Genomic DNA, 20,443 nt, shown 5'->3' with positions numbered 1-20,443 from the left:
TCAATATGCCGGCAAGATCATGCCGGGCACTTATCGTTCCACGGCTTCCATGACGAACGCCTCGATAATGTCGCCTTCCTTGATGTCATTGAACTTCTCCAGCATAATTCCGCATTCGTAGCCTTGCGCCACTTCCTTGGCATCGTCCTTGAAGCGCTTCAAGGAGTCGATCTTGCCGTCGAACACGACGATGCCGTCGCGAATCAGGCGAGCATCGGCCGAACGCGAAATCTTGCCCTGCGTAACCATGCAGCCGGCGATCGTTCCGACCTTGCCGACCTTGAACGTATGGCGCACTTCCGCGTGTCCGATGACGACTTCCTTGTACTCCGGATCGAGCATCCCCTTCATCGCCTGTTCGATCTCTTCGACGATAGAATAGATGACGCGATGCAGGCGGATATCCACCTTCTCTTGCTCAGCCGTCGCTTTCGCTTGCGCGTCCGGACGCACGTTGAAGCCGACTACAATTGCGTTGGATGCCGTTGCGAGAATAATATCCGATTCGGTAATCGCCCCGGCGCCGGAATGAATGATCTTCACGCGCACGCCCTCGACATCGATCTTCTCGAGCGATCCGCGCAGCGCTTCTACGGAACCCTGAACATCCGCCTTGATGATGACGTTCAGTTCCTTCATCTCGCCTTCCTTAATATGCTTGAACAGATCATCCAAGGTGACGCGGGAGTTCGCGCCCCACTGGCTTTCCCGAAGCGTCGTCGCGCGCTTCTCGGCGATGGAGCGGGCTTTGCGCTCTTCCTCGAACGCCATGAACGGATCGCCCGCTTGCGGAACGTCCGTCAGACCGGTAATCTCGACCGGGGTCGAAGGGCCTGCCTCCTTGAGACGGCGTCCCTTGTCATTGACCATGGCGCGCACCCGGCCGAAGCAGGTGCCTGCGACGAACGCGTCACCGACGCGCAAGGTGCCGTGCTGCACGAGAACGCGCGCAACCGGGCCGCGTCCCTTGTCGAGCTCGGCTTCAATGACCGTGCCGCGGGCCCGTTTGTCCGGATTCGCTTTGAATTCATTGACCTCGGCCACGAGCAGAATCATTTCAAGCAGCTCTTCCAGACCCATGCGCTGCTTCGCCGATACGTTGACGAAGATGGTGTCTCCGCCCCACTCCTCCGGAACGAGCTCATACTCGGTCAGCTCCTGCTTGACGCGATCCGGATTCGCCTCAGGCTTGTCAATTTTGTTGACAGCGACGATGATCGGAACGTTCGCCGCCTTCGCATGGCTGATCGCCTCTACCGTCTGCGGCATCACGCCGTCATCCGCTGCGACGACGATAATCGTAATGTCCGTTACCTGCGCGCCGCGCGCCCGCATCAGCGTGAACGCTTCGTGGCCCGGGGTATCCAGGAACGTAATCTTTTTCTGATTGAACTCAACTTGATATGCGCCGATATGCTGGGTAATGCCGCCTGCCTCGCCGCTTGTGACGTTCGTCTTGCGGATGGCGTCGAGCAGCGTCGTCTTCCCGTGGTCGACGTGCCCCATAATGGTAACGACCGGCGGACGCTCCATCAGATCGGCCTCATCGTCCACTTCTTCCTCTGCTTCGAACGGATCTTCGATCTCCGGAAGCTTCAGATCGACTTCGACCTTGAACTCGTCGGCAATCAGCTGGATCGTGTCCAGATCGACTTCCTGGTTGATGGTCGCCATGACCCCGAGGAACAACAGCTTCTTGATCACCTCGGAAGCGTCCTTATGAAGCAGCTTCGCCAGTTCTCCCACCGTCATCGTGCCGCGAACGATGATTTTCTTCGGCGTGTTGTCGATTTTTTCGCGGCGCTCCTGCTGCTGATGGTTGTTCTTGCCTTTGTTCCGGCCGCGGCCTTGTCCGCCCCGGGAACCGCCGAACTTGTTGTTGTCGTCGAAGCGGCGGTTGCCTGGCTTATTGTTCCGCTTGCCGTCCTTCTGGTTGGAATCTTCGAAGCGGCGCGGCGGATTGGAACGGTTCGAAGCTGGCGCATTGCCCGGCTTCCCTTGCCGTTGTCCTTGGCCGCCCTGTCCGCCGCCGCGGTTCGAATTGTTCGCTGGTCCGCCCTGAGTCTTGCGTTGTGTGGAATCCTGTCCGCCCGTTCTGTTGTTGGTTTGGTTCGGTCTTGTATTCATTGTCGTTTGCTTCTCGCCCTGTCTTTGTTGATCTCGTTGACCGCCGCGCTGCGCATTGCGATCGGAATTGCGTCCCGCTTGCCCGCGATTGCCTTCACGCTGCTGCTCGCCGCGCTGCGGTTGGCGCTGGCCGTCGCGCGATCCGCGTTGGCCTTGCGTTCTGTCGTTCGCTTCTTTGTGCTGTTCCGGCTTTTTCGCCGCTTCGGTCTGCTTCGTTCCCGCTTGGCTCGTCTGCGCTTGCGGCTTCGAAGGTTGCCCTCCTTCTCGCTTGGCTTGCGCATTTGCTTTTACATCACGGAAAAACTGTTCGACCTTCTTCACGGCATCATTCTCCATTACGCTCATATGGTTGTTGACTGGAATGTTCAAACGCTTTAGTATCGTAATAATTTCCTTGCTGCTCATATTGAGCGATTTGGCATATTCGTAAACTCTCAATTTATCTTTATTGTCCTTCTCTTGTTTACTCAATATACTCCACCTCCGACATAGTTTTCAGTCCGTTCCGCATCATGGCCGCAAATCCGCTGTCCACTACGGCCAGCACGACCCGCTCCGGCTTGCCGATGCTTCCTCCCAGCCTGTCTCTGTCAAATCCGATGGCCAACGGAATACCGTACGATTTGCACTTATCCCGAAACTTCTTCTTCGTGTTCTCGGATGCATCCCCCGCTACGATGACAAGCTGAGCCTGGGTGCCGCGGATCGCCTTGAGGACAATCTCGTCGCCCGTCACCAGCTTGCCCGCCCGTTGAGCAAGGCCGAGCTGGGACATCAGCTTACTCATCATCGTCCACCTGTTCCTTCATGGCATTGAATTCATCTTCCACCTTGATGAAATCTTGCGCAAGCTGCTCATAGATTTCAGGCTGCACCTGATGCTTCAACGCTCTGTCCAACGCCCGCGATTTATGCGCCAGCTTGAAGCAGGACAGCTTCCCGCACAAGTAAGCGCCGCGGCCCGATTTCTTGCCGGTCAGATCGATGAGGACTTCGTCTTCCGGCGTCCGGACGACGCGAATCAGTTCTTTTTTCGGCATCATTTCTTGACAGGCGACGCATTTGCGCAGCGGAACCTTCCTTGTTCTCATGACTCATTCCCCCTTACGATCCGATCGAGCTTCCGGCGGAGGCTGCGACCGTAACATATGGCGATGGTCGCGCCTTCGATGTTATTCTTCGAAGCTATCGAAGCTGTCTGTGTCTTCCGCTATGCCGCTCTCTTCCTGAACAGGCTCCTGCTCGGCCTGGGACTCGCTCTTGATATCAATCTTCCATCCGGTCAGCTTGGCGGCAAGGCGCGCGTTCTGGCCTTTGATGCCGATTGCGAGCGACAATTGATAATCCGGCACGATAACCCGTGCCATCTTCTCGGATTCATACACGGCGACATCGACGACTTTGGAAGGGCTGAGCGCATTGGCGACATACTCCTTCACATCGTCCGACCAGCGGACGATATCGATTTTCTCGCCGCGCAGCTCATTGACAATCGTCTGCACCCGCATTCCTTTCGGTCCGACGCAGGACCCTACCGGATCCACCTCTTCGTTCCGGGAGTGGACCGCGATTTTGGAGCGCTGCCCCGCTTCGCGCGCGACCGACTTAATTTCGACGACCCCGTCGAAGATTTCGGGCACTTCCAGCTCGAACAGGCGCTTCAGCAGTCCCGGATGCGTCCGGGACAGCACGATTTGCGGCCCTTTTGTCGTATTTTCCACCTTCGTGATGTATGCCTTCACCCGATCCCCGTGCTTGAACTTCTCGTTCGGCATCAGCTCATTCAGCGGCAGAACCGCTTCTACCTTGCCCAGATCGACGAAGACGTTGCGCATATCTTGACGCTGCACGATACCGGTTACGATATCTTCCGCCTTGTCGATAAACGCGTTATAAATAAGGCCGCGCTCCGCCTCGCGAATGCGCTGGGTCACGACCTGCTTCGCTGTCTGGGCGGCGATGCGGCCGAAATCGCGCGGCGTCACTTCGATTTCGCAAATGTCATCCAGCTGATAATTCGGATTCATCTCGCGGGCGGCGTGAAGCGAGATTTCGAGGCGAGGGTCGAGAACCTCGTCCACGACCGTCTTGCGGGCGAATACTTTGATGACGCCCGTCGCGCGGTTCACGTCGACCCGCACGTTTTGCGCGGTATTGAAATTGCGCTTGTAGCTGGAAATAAGAGCTGCTTCAATCGCCTCAATCAATACATCTTTGCTAATTCCTTTTTCTCGTTCAATTTCGGTCAACGCTTCAATAAAATCCATACTCATGATTGGTTAGCTCCCCCTTTCGACCGGTCACGGCCTGATTCCTGTTCAGTTCAAAAAGGATCAAATTCATACAGTCCGGCCGGCGCTGAAAACCGGCCTATTTGAACGCGTGCTGAATGTTAAAAGACAATCGCAAGCCGCGCGCTGGCTACTTTATTATACGGGATGGCGCGGTCTGTGCCGCCAACCTGGACAACCATCGTCTCGCCGTCGAACGACACCAGCTCTCCCTCGAACTCCTTCAATCCGCCGATCGGCTCGTATGTAGTGACAAATACATGCTTGCCTACCGACTTGGCCACATCCTGCGGTTTTTTCAACGGGCGTTCCGCCCCCGGAGACGATACCTCCAAGAAATAAGCGTCCTCGATCGGATCGGCCTCATCCAGCTTCTGGCTTACGTACTCGCTGATGCGCCCGCAGTCCTCGATATCGATGCCGCCCTCTTTGTCGACAAAGATGCGCAAATACCAGCTGCTGCCTTCTTTGACATACTCGATGTCAACCAGTTCGAAACCGTTCTCCTCCAAATATGGCGTGATCATGCTCTCGACTACCGATTTAATGTTCGGTGAACTCAAATTCAAGGACCTCCTGCTTAGTTGGAAATAGTTGCTGTATATTTCAGAATCCGCACGCAAATATGAAAGAGTGGGTTTCCCCACTCTTTGCGCAACGGATTTATCCACATGATTACCAAAAAAATTATATCATAGCCCTATACGGAATGGCAAGGGCAATCCCAACCTCTGCCTTCCGGAAATGTGCCCCGCCGGCACTCGAAGCGCCCGGTCAGAACAGCGATAGCTGATTGCTCTCGGGCAGTCCGCGGAAGCAGCCCATCTGGCTCAGCAGCTCCACGATCGTTTTCGTCGCCTTGGAGCGGTTCTGGAAGTCTTCCACGGACAGGAATTCTCCCGCCTCGCGGGAAGCCGCGATATTGCGGGCCGCGTTCTCCCCGATGCCCTGTACGGCGGAGAATGGAGGGATGAGCGCGCCATCGTCCACCTGGAAGCGGGTCGCGTCGGACCGGTACAGATCGATCGGCTTGAACGTGAACCCGCGGGCGGTCATTTCGAGCGCCATCTCCAGAATCGACACCATGCTTTTCTCCTTCGTCGTCGCCTGGAATCCCTTCGCTTCGATCTCGCTGATTTTTTTGTTAATCGCATCATAGCCCTGGCAGCACAGCTCGATATCGAAATCTTCCGCCCGCACCGTGAAGTACGTCGCATAGAATTCAATCGGATGGTAGAGCTTGAAGTACGCGGTCCGCACCGCCGAGATAACGTACGCCGCGGCGTGGGCCTTCGGGAACATGTACTGGATCTTGAGACAGGAATCAATATACCATTGCGGCACGTTGCACCGCTTCATCTCTTCGATCCATTCCGGGGTGAGCCCTTTCCCTTTCCGCACGCTCTCGGTGATTTTGAAGGCAAGGCCGGCATCCATTCCCGCCTTGTAGATTAAGTACAGCATAATCTCGTCCCGGCAGCCGATGACGGTCTTGATCGTGCAGACCCCGTTTTTGATGAGCTCCTGCGCATTGCCGAGCCATACGCCCGTCCCGTGGGACAAGCCCGAGATTTGCAGCAAATCCGCGAACGAGGAAGGCTGTGCTTCCACGAGCATCTGCCTGACGAAGCGCGTTCCCATCTCGGGAATTCCGTAGGTGGCGACCGGCGTGCGTATCTGCTCCGGCGTGACGCCCAGCGCGTCCGTCGAATTGAACAAGCTCATCACCTTCGGATCGTTCATCGGAATCGTCGTCGGATCGACGCCGGTCAGATCCTGCAACATCCGCATCATCGTCGGATCATCGTGTCCGAGAATATCGAGCTTGAGCAGATTCGCATCGAAGGCGTGGTAATCGAAATGCGTCGTCTTCCACTCGGCCGACGTATCGTCCGCCGGGTATTGGACCGGCGTTATATCCTCGACTTCCATGTAATCCGGTACGACGACGATCCCGCCCGGATGCTGGCCGGTGCTCCGCTTCACCCCGGTACAGCCGGCAGCGAGCCGGTTCAGCTCGGCGCCGCGCCAGGACTTCCCGTGCGCTTCCTCATATTTTTTGGCGAAGCCGAACGCCGTCTTCTCCGCCACCGTTCCGATCGTCCCCGCGCGGAATACGCTCTTCTCGCCGAACATGATCTTCGTGAAGTTATGCGCATGCGGCTGATACTCCCCCGAGAAGTTCAAGTCGATATCGGGAACTTTGTCGCCCTTGAAGCCGAGGAACGTCTCGAACGGGATGTCCTGGCCCTCGCCCTTCAGCATTTGCCCGCATTGCGGGCACGTCTTGTCCGGAAGGTCGAAGCCGCTCGGCACGCTTCCGTCCGTAATCCACTCGCTGTGCTTGCATTCCGGATTCTTGCATATATAATGCGGAGGCAGCGGGTTAACCTCGGATATGCCGAGGAAGGTCGCGACGACCGATGATCCGACGGAGCCCCGCGATCCGACGAGATAGCCGTCTTCATTCGATTTTTTGACGAGCCGCTCGGAGATCAGATAGTTCGCGGAGAAGCCGTATTTGATAATCGGCTCCAGCTCCTTTTCAAGCCGCTTGACCACGATGTCCGGCAGCGGAGTGCCGTAGATTTCTTCGGCTGTCCGGTAGCAGGTCGTCCGAATCTCTTCGTCTGCCCCTTCGATAATCGGGGTGAACAGCTTGTCCGGGAACAGGACCAATTCCTCGAACCGATCCGCGAGCTCGTTCGTATTGCGGACGACGACATCGTAGGCCGTCTCTTTGCCGAGGAACTCGAATTCCTGCAGCATTTCCGTCGTCGTGCGGAAATGGGCATCCGGCTTCCGCATATCTTTGAGCGGGCTGAAGCCCGTGATGCCGTGAATCGTAATATCGCGGAACAGCTTGTCCCTTGGATGGAGATAGTGCGCGTTGCCCGTGGCGACGACCGGCTTGTTCAGTTTTTCCCCGATCTCGACAATTTTGCGGAGCGCCTCCTCGATATGCTGCTTGGAGGCGACAAGTCCCTTTTCCACCAGATGCATATACATCGTCAGCGGTTGAATCTCCAGCACGTCGTAGAACTCGGCCACCTGCTCGGCCTCTTCGATCGATTTGTTGAGCACCGTCTCGAAAAACTCGCCCTTCTCGCAGCCCGACATGAGCAGCAGCCCTTCCTGCATCTCCACAAGCTTGCTCTTCGGAATGCAGGCGACGCGATTGAAGTATTCGGTATGCGACAGCGAGACAAGCTTGTACAAATTTTTCTTGCCGACGCTGTTCAACGCGTAAATATTGCAGTGGAACGGCCGCGCGTTCTTCAGATTCTGGCCGACATAATCATTCAGGCGGTCGAGCATCTCAATGCCGTAGATCGCCTGCGCGTCCTTCAGCAAACCGTTCAAAATGCCGAAGAGCGCAATCGTGTCGTCAATGGCGCGGTGATGGTTTTCCAGCGACACCTTATATTTGTCCGCCAATGTATTCAGGCGGTGGTTTTTCAGCGTCGGATGGATCAGCCGGGCCAGCTCCAGCGTATCGATGACCGGATTGGTCAGCTCGGGCATGCCCAGCTTCTTCAGATTGTACTGCACATACCCGACATCGAATCTCGCGTTGTGCGCGACCAAGATCGCGTCGCCGACGAATTCCGTGAACTCGCGCAGCACCTGATCGATTTCGGGAGCATCCTTCACCATCTCATCCGTAATATTCGTCAGCTGCTGAATATGGTACGGAATCGGCTCATGCGGATTGACGAAGCTGGCGTACCGATCAATCTCCTTGCCGTCCTGCATTTTGACGCCGGCGATCTCCGTCATCTTCGTATTCGTGACCGACAGACCGGTCGTCTCGATATCGAATACTACATACGTGGCTTCCTTCAAATTGCGCGGCTCGGCGTTCATGACCACTTCCAGATCGTCGTTAATGACGTTCGCTTCCAGGCCGTAGATCATTTTCAAGCCATGCTTCTTGGCTGCCTTGGCCGCCTCCGGATAGCATTGCACGTTGGCGTGATCCGTGACCGCAATCGCTTTGTGGCCCCATTTGGCCGCCTGCTTGATATAGGCGTCAATCGGCGCCACCGCATCCATCGTGCTCATCGTGGAATGAAGATGGAATTCGACCCGTTTCTCCTCTGCCGTATCCTGCCGCTCCGCAGGCGGCGTGATCTCGTTCAGGTCCGAAGGAATCATCACAAGCTCGGGCACCATCATGAAGCGATCGTACTCCACGCGTCCGCGCGCCTTCACCCATTTGCCGTTGGCGATGAGGCTGAGCATGGCAAGATCCTCTTTCGTCTTCGCGAACATCTTCATCATGAGCGAATCGGAGAAGTCCGTCACATTGAAGGTGAACAGCGTGCTGCCGTTCCGCAGCTCCTTCATTTCCAGCCCGAAGACGGCTCCCTGGATCGTGATCCGCTTCTCCTCATCCTGAATATCCATAATCGGCGTCGCATCGTCCTTGATATCGTAGCCGACGTGGAGACGTTCCGGCGCTTCCCCGGGAGCGGCCGCCTCCGCCGCCTCGCGCTCGGCTTCGACCATCATCTGCTGGACGACCTGCCGCTCTTCCTCAATAAGCTTCGCCTGGAAGGCCTCATAAGCGTCCGCATCGAAGCTGCCTTTCTGCATCGTGAAGCGCAGGGAGCGGGAGAAATACGTCTCGAAAAATTGAACGGCATAACGGTCGATCTGTTTCTTCTTGGCAAGCTCCAATGTCGTCGCTTCGGCCAGCGTCAGCTTGACCAGATCGCCTTCCACATCGAGCTTGGCGCGATGCAGCCAACCGTTGACGGAGGCGACTTCCCGCTTGACCCATTCGACGAACAGCCCCCAATAGGCATCGACGATCTCCGCGTTGCTCACATTTTCGTCATAATGAAAAATAATTCGGATCTTGGCGATATGGGACAGCTTCTCCTGCACGCGGAGACAAAAGGTGCGGTACGCCTCCGCCGGCGCGACCGACGCCTTCCCGATATGAATGGTCCACTCCCGATTGGAACGGCTGCATTCCACCCGCTCGATCCTGGCGTCATGATAGCTTCCTTCCGCCAGCTCCGCAGGAATGCCCGCCTGCTTCATTAACAACTCGAATCGCATTCTGTTATCCGACATGCCGATTATTCCACCCCCATGACAACCGGTTCGTATCGGTTCGTAATCTTGCTGAATATAGAACTGCCTGTATCACTTGACGATCACAAGCGGACTTGTTGAACTACCTTGGAAAAAGAAAAGCTTCCTGCACTCGAGCCATCGTCCGGTGTTCCGTTGGATGTTCCCGCGGAGGAAGCTTCCTTGTCATTCATCCCGCAGCCCGTTCGGCCGGGCACGGCCGTCCGCCTGGCCCCGCCGGGTGGCAAAGGCTGCGGCGAACGGATCTGTCGCTGCTTAATACGCGCGGGCGAACACGACAGTGTGCTTCGCCTCTTCTCCGCATACGAGGCAGGTCTTCTTGCTCTCTTGCGCCGCGAACGGGATATTGCGGCTTGTGGCGCCGGTCTCGTCCTTGACATGCTTCTCGCATGCTTCCGAGCCGCACCAGCCGGCGAGCGTGAAGCCGCGCTTCTCTTCCATCAGCGTCTTCATCTCGTCGATCGTGTCGACCGAATAGAAGTGGTCGTCCCGGAACTGGAGCGCACGCTCGTACATCTCCTGATGGACGTCGTCCAGCATCCGCTTCACTTCTTCGGCAAGCTTGCTCTGCTCCACGATCCGCTTCTCGCCGGATACGCGCGACACGAGCACGCACACGCCGTTCTCCATATCCCGCGGTCCGATCTCAAGCCGGACCGGAACGCCGCGCATCTCATACTCGTTGAACTTCCAGCCCGGGCTGATGTCGCTGCGGTCGTCCATCCGGACGCGGATGCCGGCCCGCTTCAATTCCGCGAACAGCTCGTCGGCGCGGCCGACGACTTGATCGCGCAGCTTCGCCGGTCCGATCGGGATCATGATGACTTGGGTCGGGGCGACCTTCGGCGGCAGGACGAGTCCCCGATCGTCCCCATGCACCATAATGAGCGACCCGATAAGCCGGGTGCTTACGCCCCACGATGTCGTATGTGCATATTCAAGCTCGTTCTCCCGCCCCAGGAATTGGATATCGAACGCGACGGAGAAGTTCGTCCCCAGATAGTGGGATGTCCCTGCCTGAACGGCGCGCCCATCCTTCATCATCGCTTCGATGGAGAAGGTATCCACCGCGCCGGCAAATTTCTCGGATGGCGTCTTCTGGCCTTCGATTACCGGAATCGCCAAGTAATCCTCGACGAATTCGCGGTAGATCGTAAGCATGCGCATCGTCTCTTCGCGCGCTTCCGCTTCGGTCTCATGCGCCGTATGGCCTTCCTGCCACAGAAATTCGCTCGTACGCAAAAACGGGAGCGTTCTTTTCTCCCAGCGGACGACGTTGGCCCATTGGTTAATGAGCACCGGGAGATCGCGGTACGATTGGATCCACTTCGCATACATATGCCCGATCATCGTCTCGGACGTCGGACGGATGGCCAGCTTCTCTTCCAGCTGCTCGCCGCCTGCTTCCGTTACCCATGGAAGCTCCGGGTTGAACCCTTCGACATGCTCCTTCTCCTTCTGGAAAAAGCTCTCGGGAATGAAGAGCGGGAAGTACGCGTTGCGGTGTCCCGTCTCCTTGAAGCGGCGATCCAGCTCGTCCTTGATATGCTCCCATATCTCAAAGCCGTCCGGACGGAAGACGATGCAGCCGCGCACTGGCGAGTAGTCCATCAGCTCCGCTTTTTTGATAACGTCAATATACCAACGGGAAAAATCCTCCTGCTGGGGCGTAATTTCCGTAACGAACTGTTTCTGTTTCGACATAACCGTTAAAATCCTCCCGAAGACACAACCCCATCGCCCATGATGTTGCGAACAATGATCGTGCCGATAGTCAACCTTTTACTAATCGCAAAATATCGTTGTAGGTCACCGCCAGCATCAGCAGCATCAGCATGGCGAAGCCGACGAAGTGGACCATGCTCTCCCGGTTCGGATCGACGGGCTTGCCGCGAAGTCCTTCGATGCCGAGAAAGATGAGGCGGCTTCCGTCCAATGCCGGAATGGGCAGCAGGTTGAATATGCCCAGATACAGGCTAAGTATAGCGGTCCATAAGGTGAGCTGGCCAATCCCCTGCTTCGCGAACTGTCCCGTCACTTCGAACGTGCGCACCGGTCCGCCCAGATCATCCAGACTGAACTGGCCAAAAATAAGCATGCGGAAGCCCTCAAAGATACGCTCTGTCGTATCGACCATGGATATGCCCGCATATTTGAACGTCTCCCCGATGGTGGCGCTGCGTGTCGGGAATACCGGCACGATGCCAACCTTGCCGCCTTCCTGGCCTTCCACCTTCACCGGCGTCAGCCGGATGGTGAACCGTTCTTCTCCCCGGACAATCGTCATCTCCACCGGCTTGCCTTCCGATTTCTCGATGATCTCGATCATCTTGTCCCGGTTGCCGCCGACGGCGAAATCGTTCACCTTTTCAATAATATCGCCCTTCTGCAAATTCGCTTCCGCCGCAGGCATATTCGGTGTCACGTCGCCAATCTTGACATAAGACGGGTTCTCGACCGGCATGCCGACCATCTGTATGTAGGCTCCGAACAGAATAAACGCCAGAACGAAGTTCATGAAAGGCCCGGCGAAAATCGCGAGCGCGCGCTGCCCGACCGTCTTGCTGCCGAACTGGCGGTTATAAGGCGCAATTTGCGTGTCGTCGCCTTTGACGATCATTTTCGCTTGCGGATGAACGTCATAGGTCACTTCTTCCCCTTCCACGTCCATCGTAAGCTTCAGCGCATGCTCCAGGTCGATCTCCTTCACTTCGCCGCGCACGACTTGCTTGCGCATATCGAGCTGATCGAGGTACAGCTTCACGACTTGATTGTCCTTCAGCCGGACGGCAATCATCTGTCCGGGCTGTATCTGCACCAGGTCCGGATCCTCCCCCGCCATCCGCACGAAGCCGCCGACCGGCAGCAGCCGGAGCGTATAACGGGTCTCTCCGCGCGTATGGGAGAACACTTTCGGACCAAACCCGATAGCGAACTCTCGAACGAGAATGCCCGCACGTTTTGCAAAGATAAAATGTCCCCACTCGTGAATCGTCACGATGATGAAGAAGACAAGTATCGTTAATATCACAATCTGTACCATCTGCACGCGATGCATCCTCCTTTACGTTTCGGGTCGCGGTCTTGTCCTATAACGTATGTTCAAAAAGACCGGCTCTCGGCACCGAACTCGAAGAACGGACGTTTTGAACAACCTCTTATAGATTATCATTATTCTCCGATCCCGCACAAGAGAATCCACCGGATGCCGCTCAAGGCCGTAAAATTTGCCGCGCTTCCGCGCGCGCCCGCCGATCGGCTTCCTTAATCTCCTCAAGCGAAGGATGCGGGATGCGGTCATGTCCGGAAATCACCTCGTACACGATGCGCTCGATATCGAGGAACTTGATCTCGCCTTCCCGGAAGCGAGCCACGGCCACTTCATTCGCGGCGTTGAACACGGTTGTCGCCGTTCCGCCGGCTCGTCCGCAATCATAGGCCCAACGCATCATCGGAAAGCGTTCGAAATCCATGTCACGGAAATGAAGCTTGCCGATCTCCGCCAAATTAAGGCGGGCCACAGGGCAGTCCAGACGCTGCGGATACGTCAGCGCGTATTGGATCGGGACTCGCATGTCGGGCACGCCCAACTGGGCAATAATGCTGCCGTCCACATATTCCACGAAGGAATGAATGATGCTTTCCGGATGAATCAGGACATGAATGCGGTCATACGGCATTCGGAACAGCCAATGCGCCTCGATCACCTCCAGGCCCTTGTTGGCCATCGTCGCCGAGTCGACGGTCAGCTTCGCGCCCATCGACCAGTTCGGATGGTTCAACGCCTGCTCCAGCGTCACGTTCTCCAGATCGTCCCGCGAATAATCGCGGAAGCTGCCGCCGGAGGCCGTGACCGTAATCGAATGCACATCCGCGGCCTGTTCTCCGTTCAAGCACTGGAAGATGGCGGAATGCTCGCTGTCCACGGGCAGGATGCTCACGCCCTTCTCATCAGCCAGCTCGGTCACCAGATGACCGGCGGACACCAGCGTCTCCTTGTTCGCCAAGCCGATGCTCTTCCCTTCCGCGATCGCGGCCAAGGTCGACTCCAGCCCGACGCTGCCGACAACCGCCGTAATGACGGTATCGGCTTCCGAAGCAGCCGCCGCTTCAATCAGGCCCTCGTCTCCGTAATAGAGCTCCGTTCCGGCGGGAAGATCGTGGCGAATCCGTTCCGCCGTCTCCCGGTCTTGAACGGATATTTTGCGAGGCCGGAATTCCTTCGCCTGCTGAACGACTAACTCCGCATTCCGCCCCGCCGCCAAGGCTTCAACCGTGAACTCTTCCGCATGATGGCGGACAACGTCCAGCGTCTGTGTACCGATCGAGCCTGTCGATCCAAGCACTGCAATCCGTTTCATTCCTGCACCTCATCTACAATCAATTTTTATGTTCGGCTCGTTGCCCGGACTGTACGGCCATCCGCGCTATAGAGTCAGCAGCCCGATCAGATGAACGAACGGGAATACGACGATCCAGCTGTCGCAGCGATCCAGGATGCCGCCGTGCCCTGGCAGAATCGTGCCTGAATCCTTCACCCCGCGCACCCGCTTGTAGGCCGACTGGATCAGATCGCCAAGCTGCCCGATGACCGCCGCCGAAGCGCCGATCGCAAGCGCCGTGCGCCAATCGAGAAGATCCGGACGCGCGAGTATGAACAAGAACGACACGATAATCGATGCCGCAATCCCGCCGAGCGCCCCTTCCACCGTCTTGTTCGGACTGATGGCGGGCCACAGCTTATGCTTTCCTAGGGCTCGTCCCGTGAAATAAGCCCCGATATCGGAGGACCAGATGGCCGCGAAGAGCAGCAGCGTCCAGAACAGGCCCTCCTCCATCGAAGTTCGGGTCAGCATCATATATTTGAATCCGATGCCGATATAGAAAGCCCCAAGCCACATTTGGGCGGCATTCTCGATCGGCACCCGGTTTTTGGTCAATACGGTCATGCACAGCAGGATGAACATGCTGAACCATAGAAGCGTCTCGAACGAGACCGGCCATGAGATGGACCAGCGCTGCCAAGGCACAGCCACAGCAAGCAGCGCAGCATAGCCGATGATGGATGTGAGATCGAAGGGCCGGGAATGATGCATGCGGGCATACTCGTAGTAGCCAATCAGGGCCAATGCGAGAAGAAGCAGTTCATACGGCATGCCGCCCATGACGCACAGTCCGCCGAATACGATACCGGCTGCAAGCCCCGTAACGATACGCTGTTTCATAACGAATGTTCCTCCAACTTATTGTAATCCGCCATATCTCCGGGTTCGGCGCTGATACTCCAGCACGGCTTCCCTCAAATCCCGTTCCGTGAACTCGGGCCAGTACAAATCGGTAAACCACAGCTCGCTGTAAGCCAGCTGCCACAGCATGAAATTGCTCAGCCGCAGTTCCCCGCTGGTGCGAATCAGCAGATCCGGATCCGGCAAGCTGCTGGACAACAGATGATGATGGATCAGCTCCTCATCGATATCATCCGGCAGTACCGCGCCCGCAGCCACGTCCCGGGCAATCTCGCGGAAGCCTTCGATTAATTCCCGCTTTCCGCCGTAATTCAACGCAAAATTGAGAATGAGTCCCGTGTTATTCTTCGTTCTCTCCACGGCTTCTTCCATCGCCGCAAGCGTATGATTGGGAAGGCGGTCCCGATAGCCCATCATGCGCACTTGCACGTTCTTCTCCACCAGTTCGTCGAGCTCAATGGCGAGGAACTCTTGGGGAAGCTTCATCAGAAAGTCCACTTCTTCTTTCGGGCGCACCCAGTTCTCTGTGGAAAAAGCGTACAGGGTCAGTATTTTGATTCCGATGTCATTGGCAGCGATGGTGGCGCGCTTCACCGCTTTCATCCCCGTATGGTGTCCTGCGACACGCGGCAATCCGCGGTTCTTCGCCCAACGTCCGTTGCCGTCCATAATGATCGCCACATGCTGTGGGATATTGTCCGGCAGCAGCTCAGGCCCCAGTCTATCCTTCCTGCGCTGCATCCACGCTTGGAATCGCTTAATCATTCGGTCTCCTCCAACCTGTTGATAAGAACCGGCACCGGAAAAAGACAATAAACCCCACCGTGCGGAGGGGCATAAAGATGTCGCACATTGCGGTGCGCCTTCATTAGACTTCCATAATGTCTTTTTCTTTTGCTGCCAATACTTTATCGACTTCCGCGATATATTTGTCCGTCGTCTTCTGGATATCTTCCTGATGACGGCGGGATTCATCTTCCGAAATATCGGTTTTTTCCAGCTTCTTGATGTCATCGTTCGCGTCGCGGCGGATGTTGCGGATCGCGACCTTCGCGTCTTCGCCGAATTTCTTCGTCTGCTTCACAAGCTCCGCACGGCGCTCCTGCGTCAATGCCGGAATGGAGATGCGGATGATAGAGCCGTCATTGGCCGGCGTCAAGCCGAGATCCGACTTCATGATCGCGCGCTCGATCTCTCCGAGCGAGCTCTTGTCCCAAGGCTGGATCACCAGCGTGCGCGGATCCGGCGTGCTGATGTTCGCCAATTGATTGATTGGCGTCATCGCGCCGTAATATTCGACTTGAATGCGGTCAAGCAGCGCTGCGGATGCGCGTCCGGCGCGCAGCGTAGCCAGATCGCGCTTCAAAGCCGCAATTGCCTTTTCCATACGTTCTTCTGCGTGTTTCTTTACCGATTGTGGCACTAGTCTACACTCCCTTTTACAATGGTTCCAATCTTCTCACCGAGCACGACTCGCTTGATGTTGCCGTTCTCAGTCATCGCAAACACAATGAGTGGAATGTTGTTATCCATGCAAAGTGAAGAAGCGGTCGAGTCCATGACGCCCAGATTGCGGTTCAGCACTTCCATGTAAGTCAATTGCTCGAATTTCTCCGCCGTCTCGTCTTTGAACGGATCGGCAGAGTACACGCCATCCACCTTGTTCTTCGCCATAAGGATGACATCGGCTTCAATCTCTGCCGCACGCAAAGCTGCGGTCGTATCCGTCGAGAAGAACGGATTCCCGGTTCCTGCCGCAAAAATGACGACGCGCCCTTTCTCCAAGTGGCGGATGGCCCGGCGCCGGATATAAGGTTCAGCGATCTGCTGCATGGCAATCGAAGTCTGCACGCGCGTCGGCACGCCGATTTGCTCGAGCGCATCCTGCAAAGCAAGTGCGTTCATTACCGTGGCAAGCATCCCCATATAGTCAGCCGTGCCGCGGTCAATCCCTTTTTCGCTGCCTGCGATGCCGCGCCAAATATTGCCCCCGCCGCATACGATGGCAACCTCAACGCCAAGATCCACAACTTCCTTCACCTGTTCTGCAATGGAATTGATGACACCGGATTCGATCCCGTAGCCTGCCTGACCTGCCAGCGATTCCCCGCTTACTTTTAGCACGATGCGTTTAAAAACCGGTTCTTTCAATGTTTACCCTCCACTTTTGACAACGTGCTAAAAAAGAAGGAACACTATGTGTTCCATCTTTTCCAGCGCGTCTGTTGATTGCTAGCAGCTTATGAACGGAAGCGCCCTGTGGCCAGGATTACTTCAAGTTCGCTTGCGCCATTACTTCTTCAACAAAGTTATCTTCTTTTTTCTCCAAGCCTTCGCCCAGCTCATAACGAACAAAGCGGCGGATCGAAATGTTCTCGCCGATCGCTGCGATTTTTTCGTTCAGCAGCGTCTCGATTGTCTTGTCCGGATCCTTGATGAAGGATTGTTCCATCAAGCAGAACTCTTCGAAGTATTTGTTGATGCGGCCTTCAACCATTTTTTCAACGATTTTTTCAGGCTTGCCTTCGTTCAGCGCTTGCGCCTTCAAAATTTCTTTTTCTTTCTCGATCTCTTCCTGAGGAACTTCTTCGCGGCGAACGAATTTCGGCGAAGCCGCCGCGATTTGCATCGCGATGTCGCGCGCGAATTCCTTGAATTGATCCGTCTTCGCGACGAAGTCCGTCTCACAGTTGATCTCTACCAACACGCCGATGCGTCCGCCAGCGTGGATGTAGGATTCAACGACGCCTTCCGTAGCTACGCGGCCCGCTTTTTTCGCTGCTGCCGCCAAGCCTTTCTCGCGAAGCAATTCAGCCGCTTTTTCCAGGTCGCCGTTTGCTTCCTCCAATGCTTTTTTGCAATCAAGCATGCCTGCGCCTGTTTTTTCACGCAATTCTTTAACTGCACCTGCACTAACTGCCATGTCTAATTCCCTCCATCAATGAGATATCTCCCAGCGTAAAGCCGGGCGGATTCAAGCTTATCGTACCGCTTAAAAAAAGGGCGGTGAGAGGTGAATCACCTGCCAACCACCCTTATTTGTTCATCCAAATGTAAGACGCTGTATTACGCGGATGTTTCTTCGCCTTGATGCGCTTCGACAATAGCGTCCGCCATTTTCGAAGTGAGCAGCTTGACTGCGCGGATCGCATCATCGTTACCAGGGATAACGTAATCGATCTCGTCCGGATCGCAGTTCGTGTCAACGATACCTACGATTGGGATGCCCAATTTGCGAGCTTCCGCCACCGCGATGCGCTCTTTGCGAGGATCAATGACGAACAAAGCGCTTGGCAAGCCCTTCATGTTTTTGATGCCGCCCAGGAATTTCTCCAGACGCTCTTGCTCTTTGCGGAGCAAGATAACTTCTTTCTTAGGAAGCACTTCGAATGTGCCGTCTTGCTCCATCGCTTCCAGCTGCTTCAGGCGATCGATGCGCTTCTGAATCGTCTGGAAGTTCGTGAGCGTGCCGCCCAACCAGCGTTGGTTGATGTAGAACATTCCGCAGCGCTCTGCTTCTTCCTTGACGGAATCTTGAGCTTGCTTCTTCGTGCCGACGAACAGGATTGTCCCGTTCTCAGCAGCGAGGGATTTTACGAAGTTGTAAGCTTCCTCGACTTTTTTCACTGTCTTTTGCAGGTCAATAATGTAAATGCCGTTACGTTCGGTGAAGATATATTTGTCCATTTTCGGGTTCCAACGACGAGTCTGGTGACCGAAGTGTACCCCAGCTTCCAAAAGCTGCTTCATGGAGATAACTGCCATCTTCACTGCACCTCCCAATATGGTTATTTGTCCTCCGCCGATGTCATCTTCCTCCAAGACTCCGCCGATGAGACAGAGCACCCTTGCAGAAATTGATCGACGTGTGTTCTTAACACCGTCAACTAATATACCATAATGACCCATGAGTTGCAACCACTTTTGGCAGGCTAGCCGTTCGGCTTGCTCGTCAGGATGCGCAGCGCTTCCTCCATCGTGGAGGGAACCGGGAACCGGAACGTGCCCGTCCGCAGCTTCCCTTGCTTCTGCTGCTTGGCTACATAGCGTTCGAACTCCTCCGCGCTCTCCACAATTCCCGCTTCGGCCAGCTGCTTGGCGATATCCCGGGAACCGCTGCCGTAGGCCACCTTAACCTTCGCCTCCTGCTTCACCTCCGCAGGGGGAGGTGCCTGCTTCTTCGCTGCGGATGAATCCGGCTTCGCCGCCGAGTCGCCGCCGGCCGCCTTCTTCCCCGCGCCTTCCTCCTGACGTTGCGTTCCGCTGCTTGCAGGCGTTGGCGGCAGTTCCGCGCCGCCGCCTTCAGCCGTTCCGTCCGCCATCGCGCCGCGCGGAATCAGTTCATAACCGGCCCGTTCCGCCTGTCTGCGCAGTTCCGGCTCCGACAGCGGATCGGCGGCACGCTCGCCGATCAGCGTCAGCTGAAGCAGCACGCTGCCGCAAATTATCCCTGCGCCAAGTCCGATAAGAAACCGACGATCTTTAAACACGGCCGCCCTCCTGTATGCCAAGCTGGATAATAAGCTGAACTTCGCCTACCGGCATGGACAGCCGCTCGGCAATCTGGCCCGCCGGCACCCGCTCATCGGCCAGGGCGAACAGTTCCGGGTACCGGCTGCGGATCGAAGGAGGCTCCGGCGTCCCGGATTCCGCTTGCGCTTCCGCATCCGGGACGGGCTCCGCCTCCGGAGGAAGGATAGATGCTTCCGCCGGCATGGAATGCTGCGCTGCCGCCATCGCCGCTTCCTCCATCCGCGGCGCGGGATCCTGTCCGTTCCACAAGCGGACGGCCTGCTGCTCCGCCACACGCGCTTCCAGAGCCGCATGCCGTTCCTCGCTTCGGCTCCATCTTTGCTCAAGCTGGTCAATTCGCTTCCTCAGCGCCTCGTCCGTCATCTGCCCCTCTTTTTTCATCCGCTCAATCATGCTGATTAATTTCTCATTATCGGTTTCCAGCTCTCGCATATAATGCTCAAGCGTCTCCTCCATATTGCGCCGAAGCTCGGTGCTGTCGTTCCCTGTTCTCGGCCTGAGCAGGCCAAGCACGACAAGGACCGCCCCCAGCAGCGCTACATAGATCCAAGGCCCCATCGCGGGCACCTCCTTTTCGGCTGCGTTCAGTCTGTTCGCGGCCCCGTGCGAATGCGGGGCGTCCATCTCTTGTTCCGCCCGCACCCGCCATAGCCGCCAACACGGCAAAAAAGGCAACGCGGCACCTTGTGCGACAAGGCGGTCAGCGTTACCGGTTCAGCACGTGAAATCAATATGCTTTCCTTTGTAAGGGTGCTCTGCGGGAACAGCCGCAGGAGGAGCTGCCGCCTCCTCCTCTGCCGGGTCCGGCTCGGGGCCGGGGCCATCCGCGCGCGATTGGTCGCGCTTGCCCTCATCCCGGATCCGGGCTTCCTGCGCAGTTTCTACTTGCTCGTTGCGCTCGCGCCGCTTTTTCGTCATCTTCTCCGCTTGCTCGTTCAAGAGCAGTTGTTCGGTAGCAGGCCGCTGCTGCTGCTGTTGATGAACCGCCGATGCCTCTTGCGTCCGGGTCAGTGCGATTTGCAGTTCTACCGGCTTTACATTCATCTCATCACCCCAGCCTTCCCCCTATAGACGTGGAACGCATCTCAACACGAACTTGCACTTACAGTGAGGTTGTGAAGCCCCCGACTTTGGGCGCTC

18 protein-coding genes are annotated in these 20,443 nt (G+C 56.5%); all 18 read right to left on the bottom strand.

What is annotated here, in order from left to right; translation table 11 throughout:
* Positions 1 to 30: 30 nt before the first annotated feature.
* Entirely contained in the window at positions 31 to 2,598 is a 2,568-nt protein-coding gene (gene infB, locus OCY70_RS05255) for a translation initiation factor IF-2 (RefSeq protein ID WP_213426555.1), read from the bottom strand.
* Positions 2,591 to 2,914 (bottom strand): L7Ae/L30e/S12e/Gadd45 family ribosomal protein, encoded by a 324-nt coding sequence (locus OCY70_RS05250; protein ID WP_213426554.1) that lies wholly within the window; start codon positions 2,912 to 2,914, stop codon positions 2,591 to 2,593. The genes infB and OCY70_RS05250 overlap by 8 nt, the downstream gene beginning before the upstream one ends.
* Entirely contained in the window at positions 2,907 to 3,218 is a 312-nt protein-coding gene (gene rnpM / locus OCY70_RS05245) for an RNase P modulator RnpM (RefSeq protein ID WP_168181005.1), read from the bottom strand. The genes OCY70_RS05250 and rnpM overlap by 8 nt, the downstream gene beginning before the upstream one ends.
* A gap of 81 nt (positions 3,219 to 3,299) precedes the next feature.
* Complete coding sequence (nusA, locus tag OCY70_RS05240; RefSeq protein WP_213426553.1) at positions 3,300 to 4,400, bottom strand: transcription termination factor NusA; 1,101 nt, start codon at positions 4,398 to 4,400, stop codon at positions 3,300 to 3,302.
* Positions 4,401 to 4,519: 119 nt separating this feature from the next.
* On the bottom strand, positions 4,520 to 4,981 hold the full coding sequence (gene rimP, locus OCY70_RS05235; protein WP_213426552.1) for a ribosome maturation factor RimP: 462 nt from the start codon (positions 4,979 to 4,981) through the stop codon (positions 4,520 to 4,522).
* 211 nt (positions 4,982 to 5,192) lie between these two features.
* On the bottom strand, positions 5,193 to 9,503 hold the full coding sequence (locus OCY70_RS05230; protein ID WP_373871413.1) for a PolC-type DNA polymerase III: 4,311 nt from the start codon (positions 9,501 to 9,503) through the stop codon (positions 5,193 to 5,195).
* Between the two features lie 276 nt (positions 9,504 to 9,779).
* A complete protein-coding gene (gene proS, locus OCY70_RS05225) occupies positions 9,780 to 11,228 on the bottom strand; it encodes a proline--tRNA ligase (protein WP_261944714.1) in 1,449 nt (482 codons plus the stop codon).
* 70 nt (positions 11,229 to 11,298) lie between these two features.
* Positions 11,299 to 12,573, bottom strand: coding sequence for an RIP metalloprotease RseP (gene rseP / locus OCY70_RS05220; RefSeq protein WP_213426550.1), 1,275 nt, complete (start codon positions 12,571 to 12,573; stop codon positions 11,299 to 11,301).
* Positions 12,574 to 12,736: 163 nt separating this feature from the next.
* A complete protein-coding gene (locus tag OCY70_RS05215) occupies positions 12,737 to 13,885 on the bottom strand; it encodes a 1-deoxy-D-xylulose-5-phosphate reductoisomerase (protein ID WP_213426549.1) in 1,149 nt (382 codons plus the stop codon).
* Positions 13,886 to 13,951: 66 nt separating this feature from the next.
* Positions 13,952 to 14,749, bottom strand: coding sequence for a phosphatidate cytidylyltransferase (locus tag OCY70_RS05210; RefSeq protein WP_213426548.1), 798 nt, complete (start codon positions 14,747 to 14,749; stop codon positions 13,952 to 13,954).
* 18 nt (positions 14,750 to 14,767) lie between these two features.
* Positions 14,768 to 15,535, bottom strand: a complete 768-nt coding sequence (locus tag OCY70_RS05205) for an isoprenyl transferase (protein ID WP_213426547.1) — start codon at positions 15,533 to 15,535, stop codon at positions 14,768 to 14,770.
* 103 nt (positions 15,536 to 15,638) lie between these two features.
* Positions 15,639 to 16,193: a ribosome recycling factor gene (gene frr / locus OCY70_RS05200; protein WP_213426546.1), complete on the bottom strand. Its 555-nt coding sequence runs from the start codon at positions 16,191 to 16,193 to the stop codon at positions 15,639 to 15,641.
* Complete coding sequence (gene pyrH, locus OCY70_RS05195; protein ID WP_006286753.1) at positions 16,193 to 16,921, bottom strand: UMP kinase; 729 nt, start codon at positions 16,919 to 16,921, stop codon at positions 16,193 to 16,195. The genes frr and pyrH overlap by 1 nt, the downstream gene beginning before the upstream one ends.
* A 118-nt stretch (positions 16,922 to 17,039) precedes the next feature.
* Positions 17,040 to 17,693 carry a translation elongation factor Ts gene (gene tsf, locus OCY70_RS05190; RefSeq protein WP_213426545.1) on the bottom strand — a complete coding sequence of 218 codons (654 nt, stop codon included), beginning with the start codon at positions 17,691 to 17,693 and terminating at the stop codon, positions 17,040 to 17,042.
* A 143-nt stretch (positions 17,694 to 17,836) separates the two neighbouring features.
* Positions 17,837 to 18,535 (bottom strand): 30S ribosomal protein S2, encoded by a 699-nt coding sequence (gene rpsB / locus OCY70_RS05185; RefSeq protein ID WP_168180995.1) that lies wholly within the window; start codon positions 18,533 to 18,535, stop codon positions 17,837 to 17,839.
* Positions 18,536 to 18,702: 167 nt separating this feature from the next.
* Positions 18,703 to 19,260: an endolytic transglycosylase MltG gene (locus OCY70_RS05180; protein ID WP_213426544.1), complete on the bottom strand. Its 558-nt coding sequence runs from the start codon at positions 19,258 to 19,260 to the stop codon at positions 18,703 to 18,705.
* Positions 19,253 to 19,861 (bottom strand): hypothetical protein, encoded by a 609-nt coding sequence (locus OCY70_RS05175; protein WP_213426543.1) that lies wholly within the window; start codon positions 19,859 to 19,861, stop codon positions 19,253 to 19,255. Before OCY70_RS05175 ends, OCY70_RS05180 begins: the two co-directional genes overlap by 8 nt.
* Positions 19,862 to 20,017: 156 nt before the next feature.
* A complete protein-coding gene (locus OCY70_RS05170) occupies positions 20,018 to 20,347 on the bottom strand; it encodes a hypothetical protein (protein WP_213426542.1) in 330 nt (109 codons plus the stop codon).
* Positions 20,348 to 20,443: the final 96 nt, after the last annotated feature.

Source organism: Paenibacillus melissococcoides, assembly GCA_944800085.1.
Lineage (GTDB): Bacteria > Bacillota > Bacilli > Paenibacillales > Paenibacillaceae > Paenibacillus_B > Paenibacillus_B melissococcoides.
Note: the sequence above shows the minus strand (reverse complement) of the source record. Positions and strands in the feature narration are given on the sequence as shown.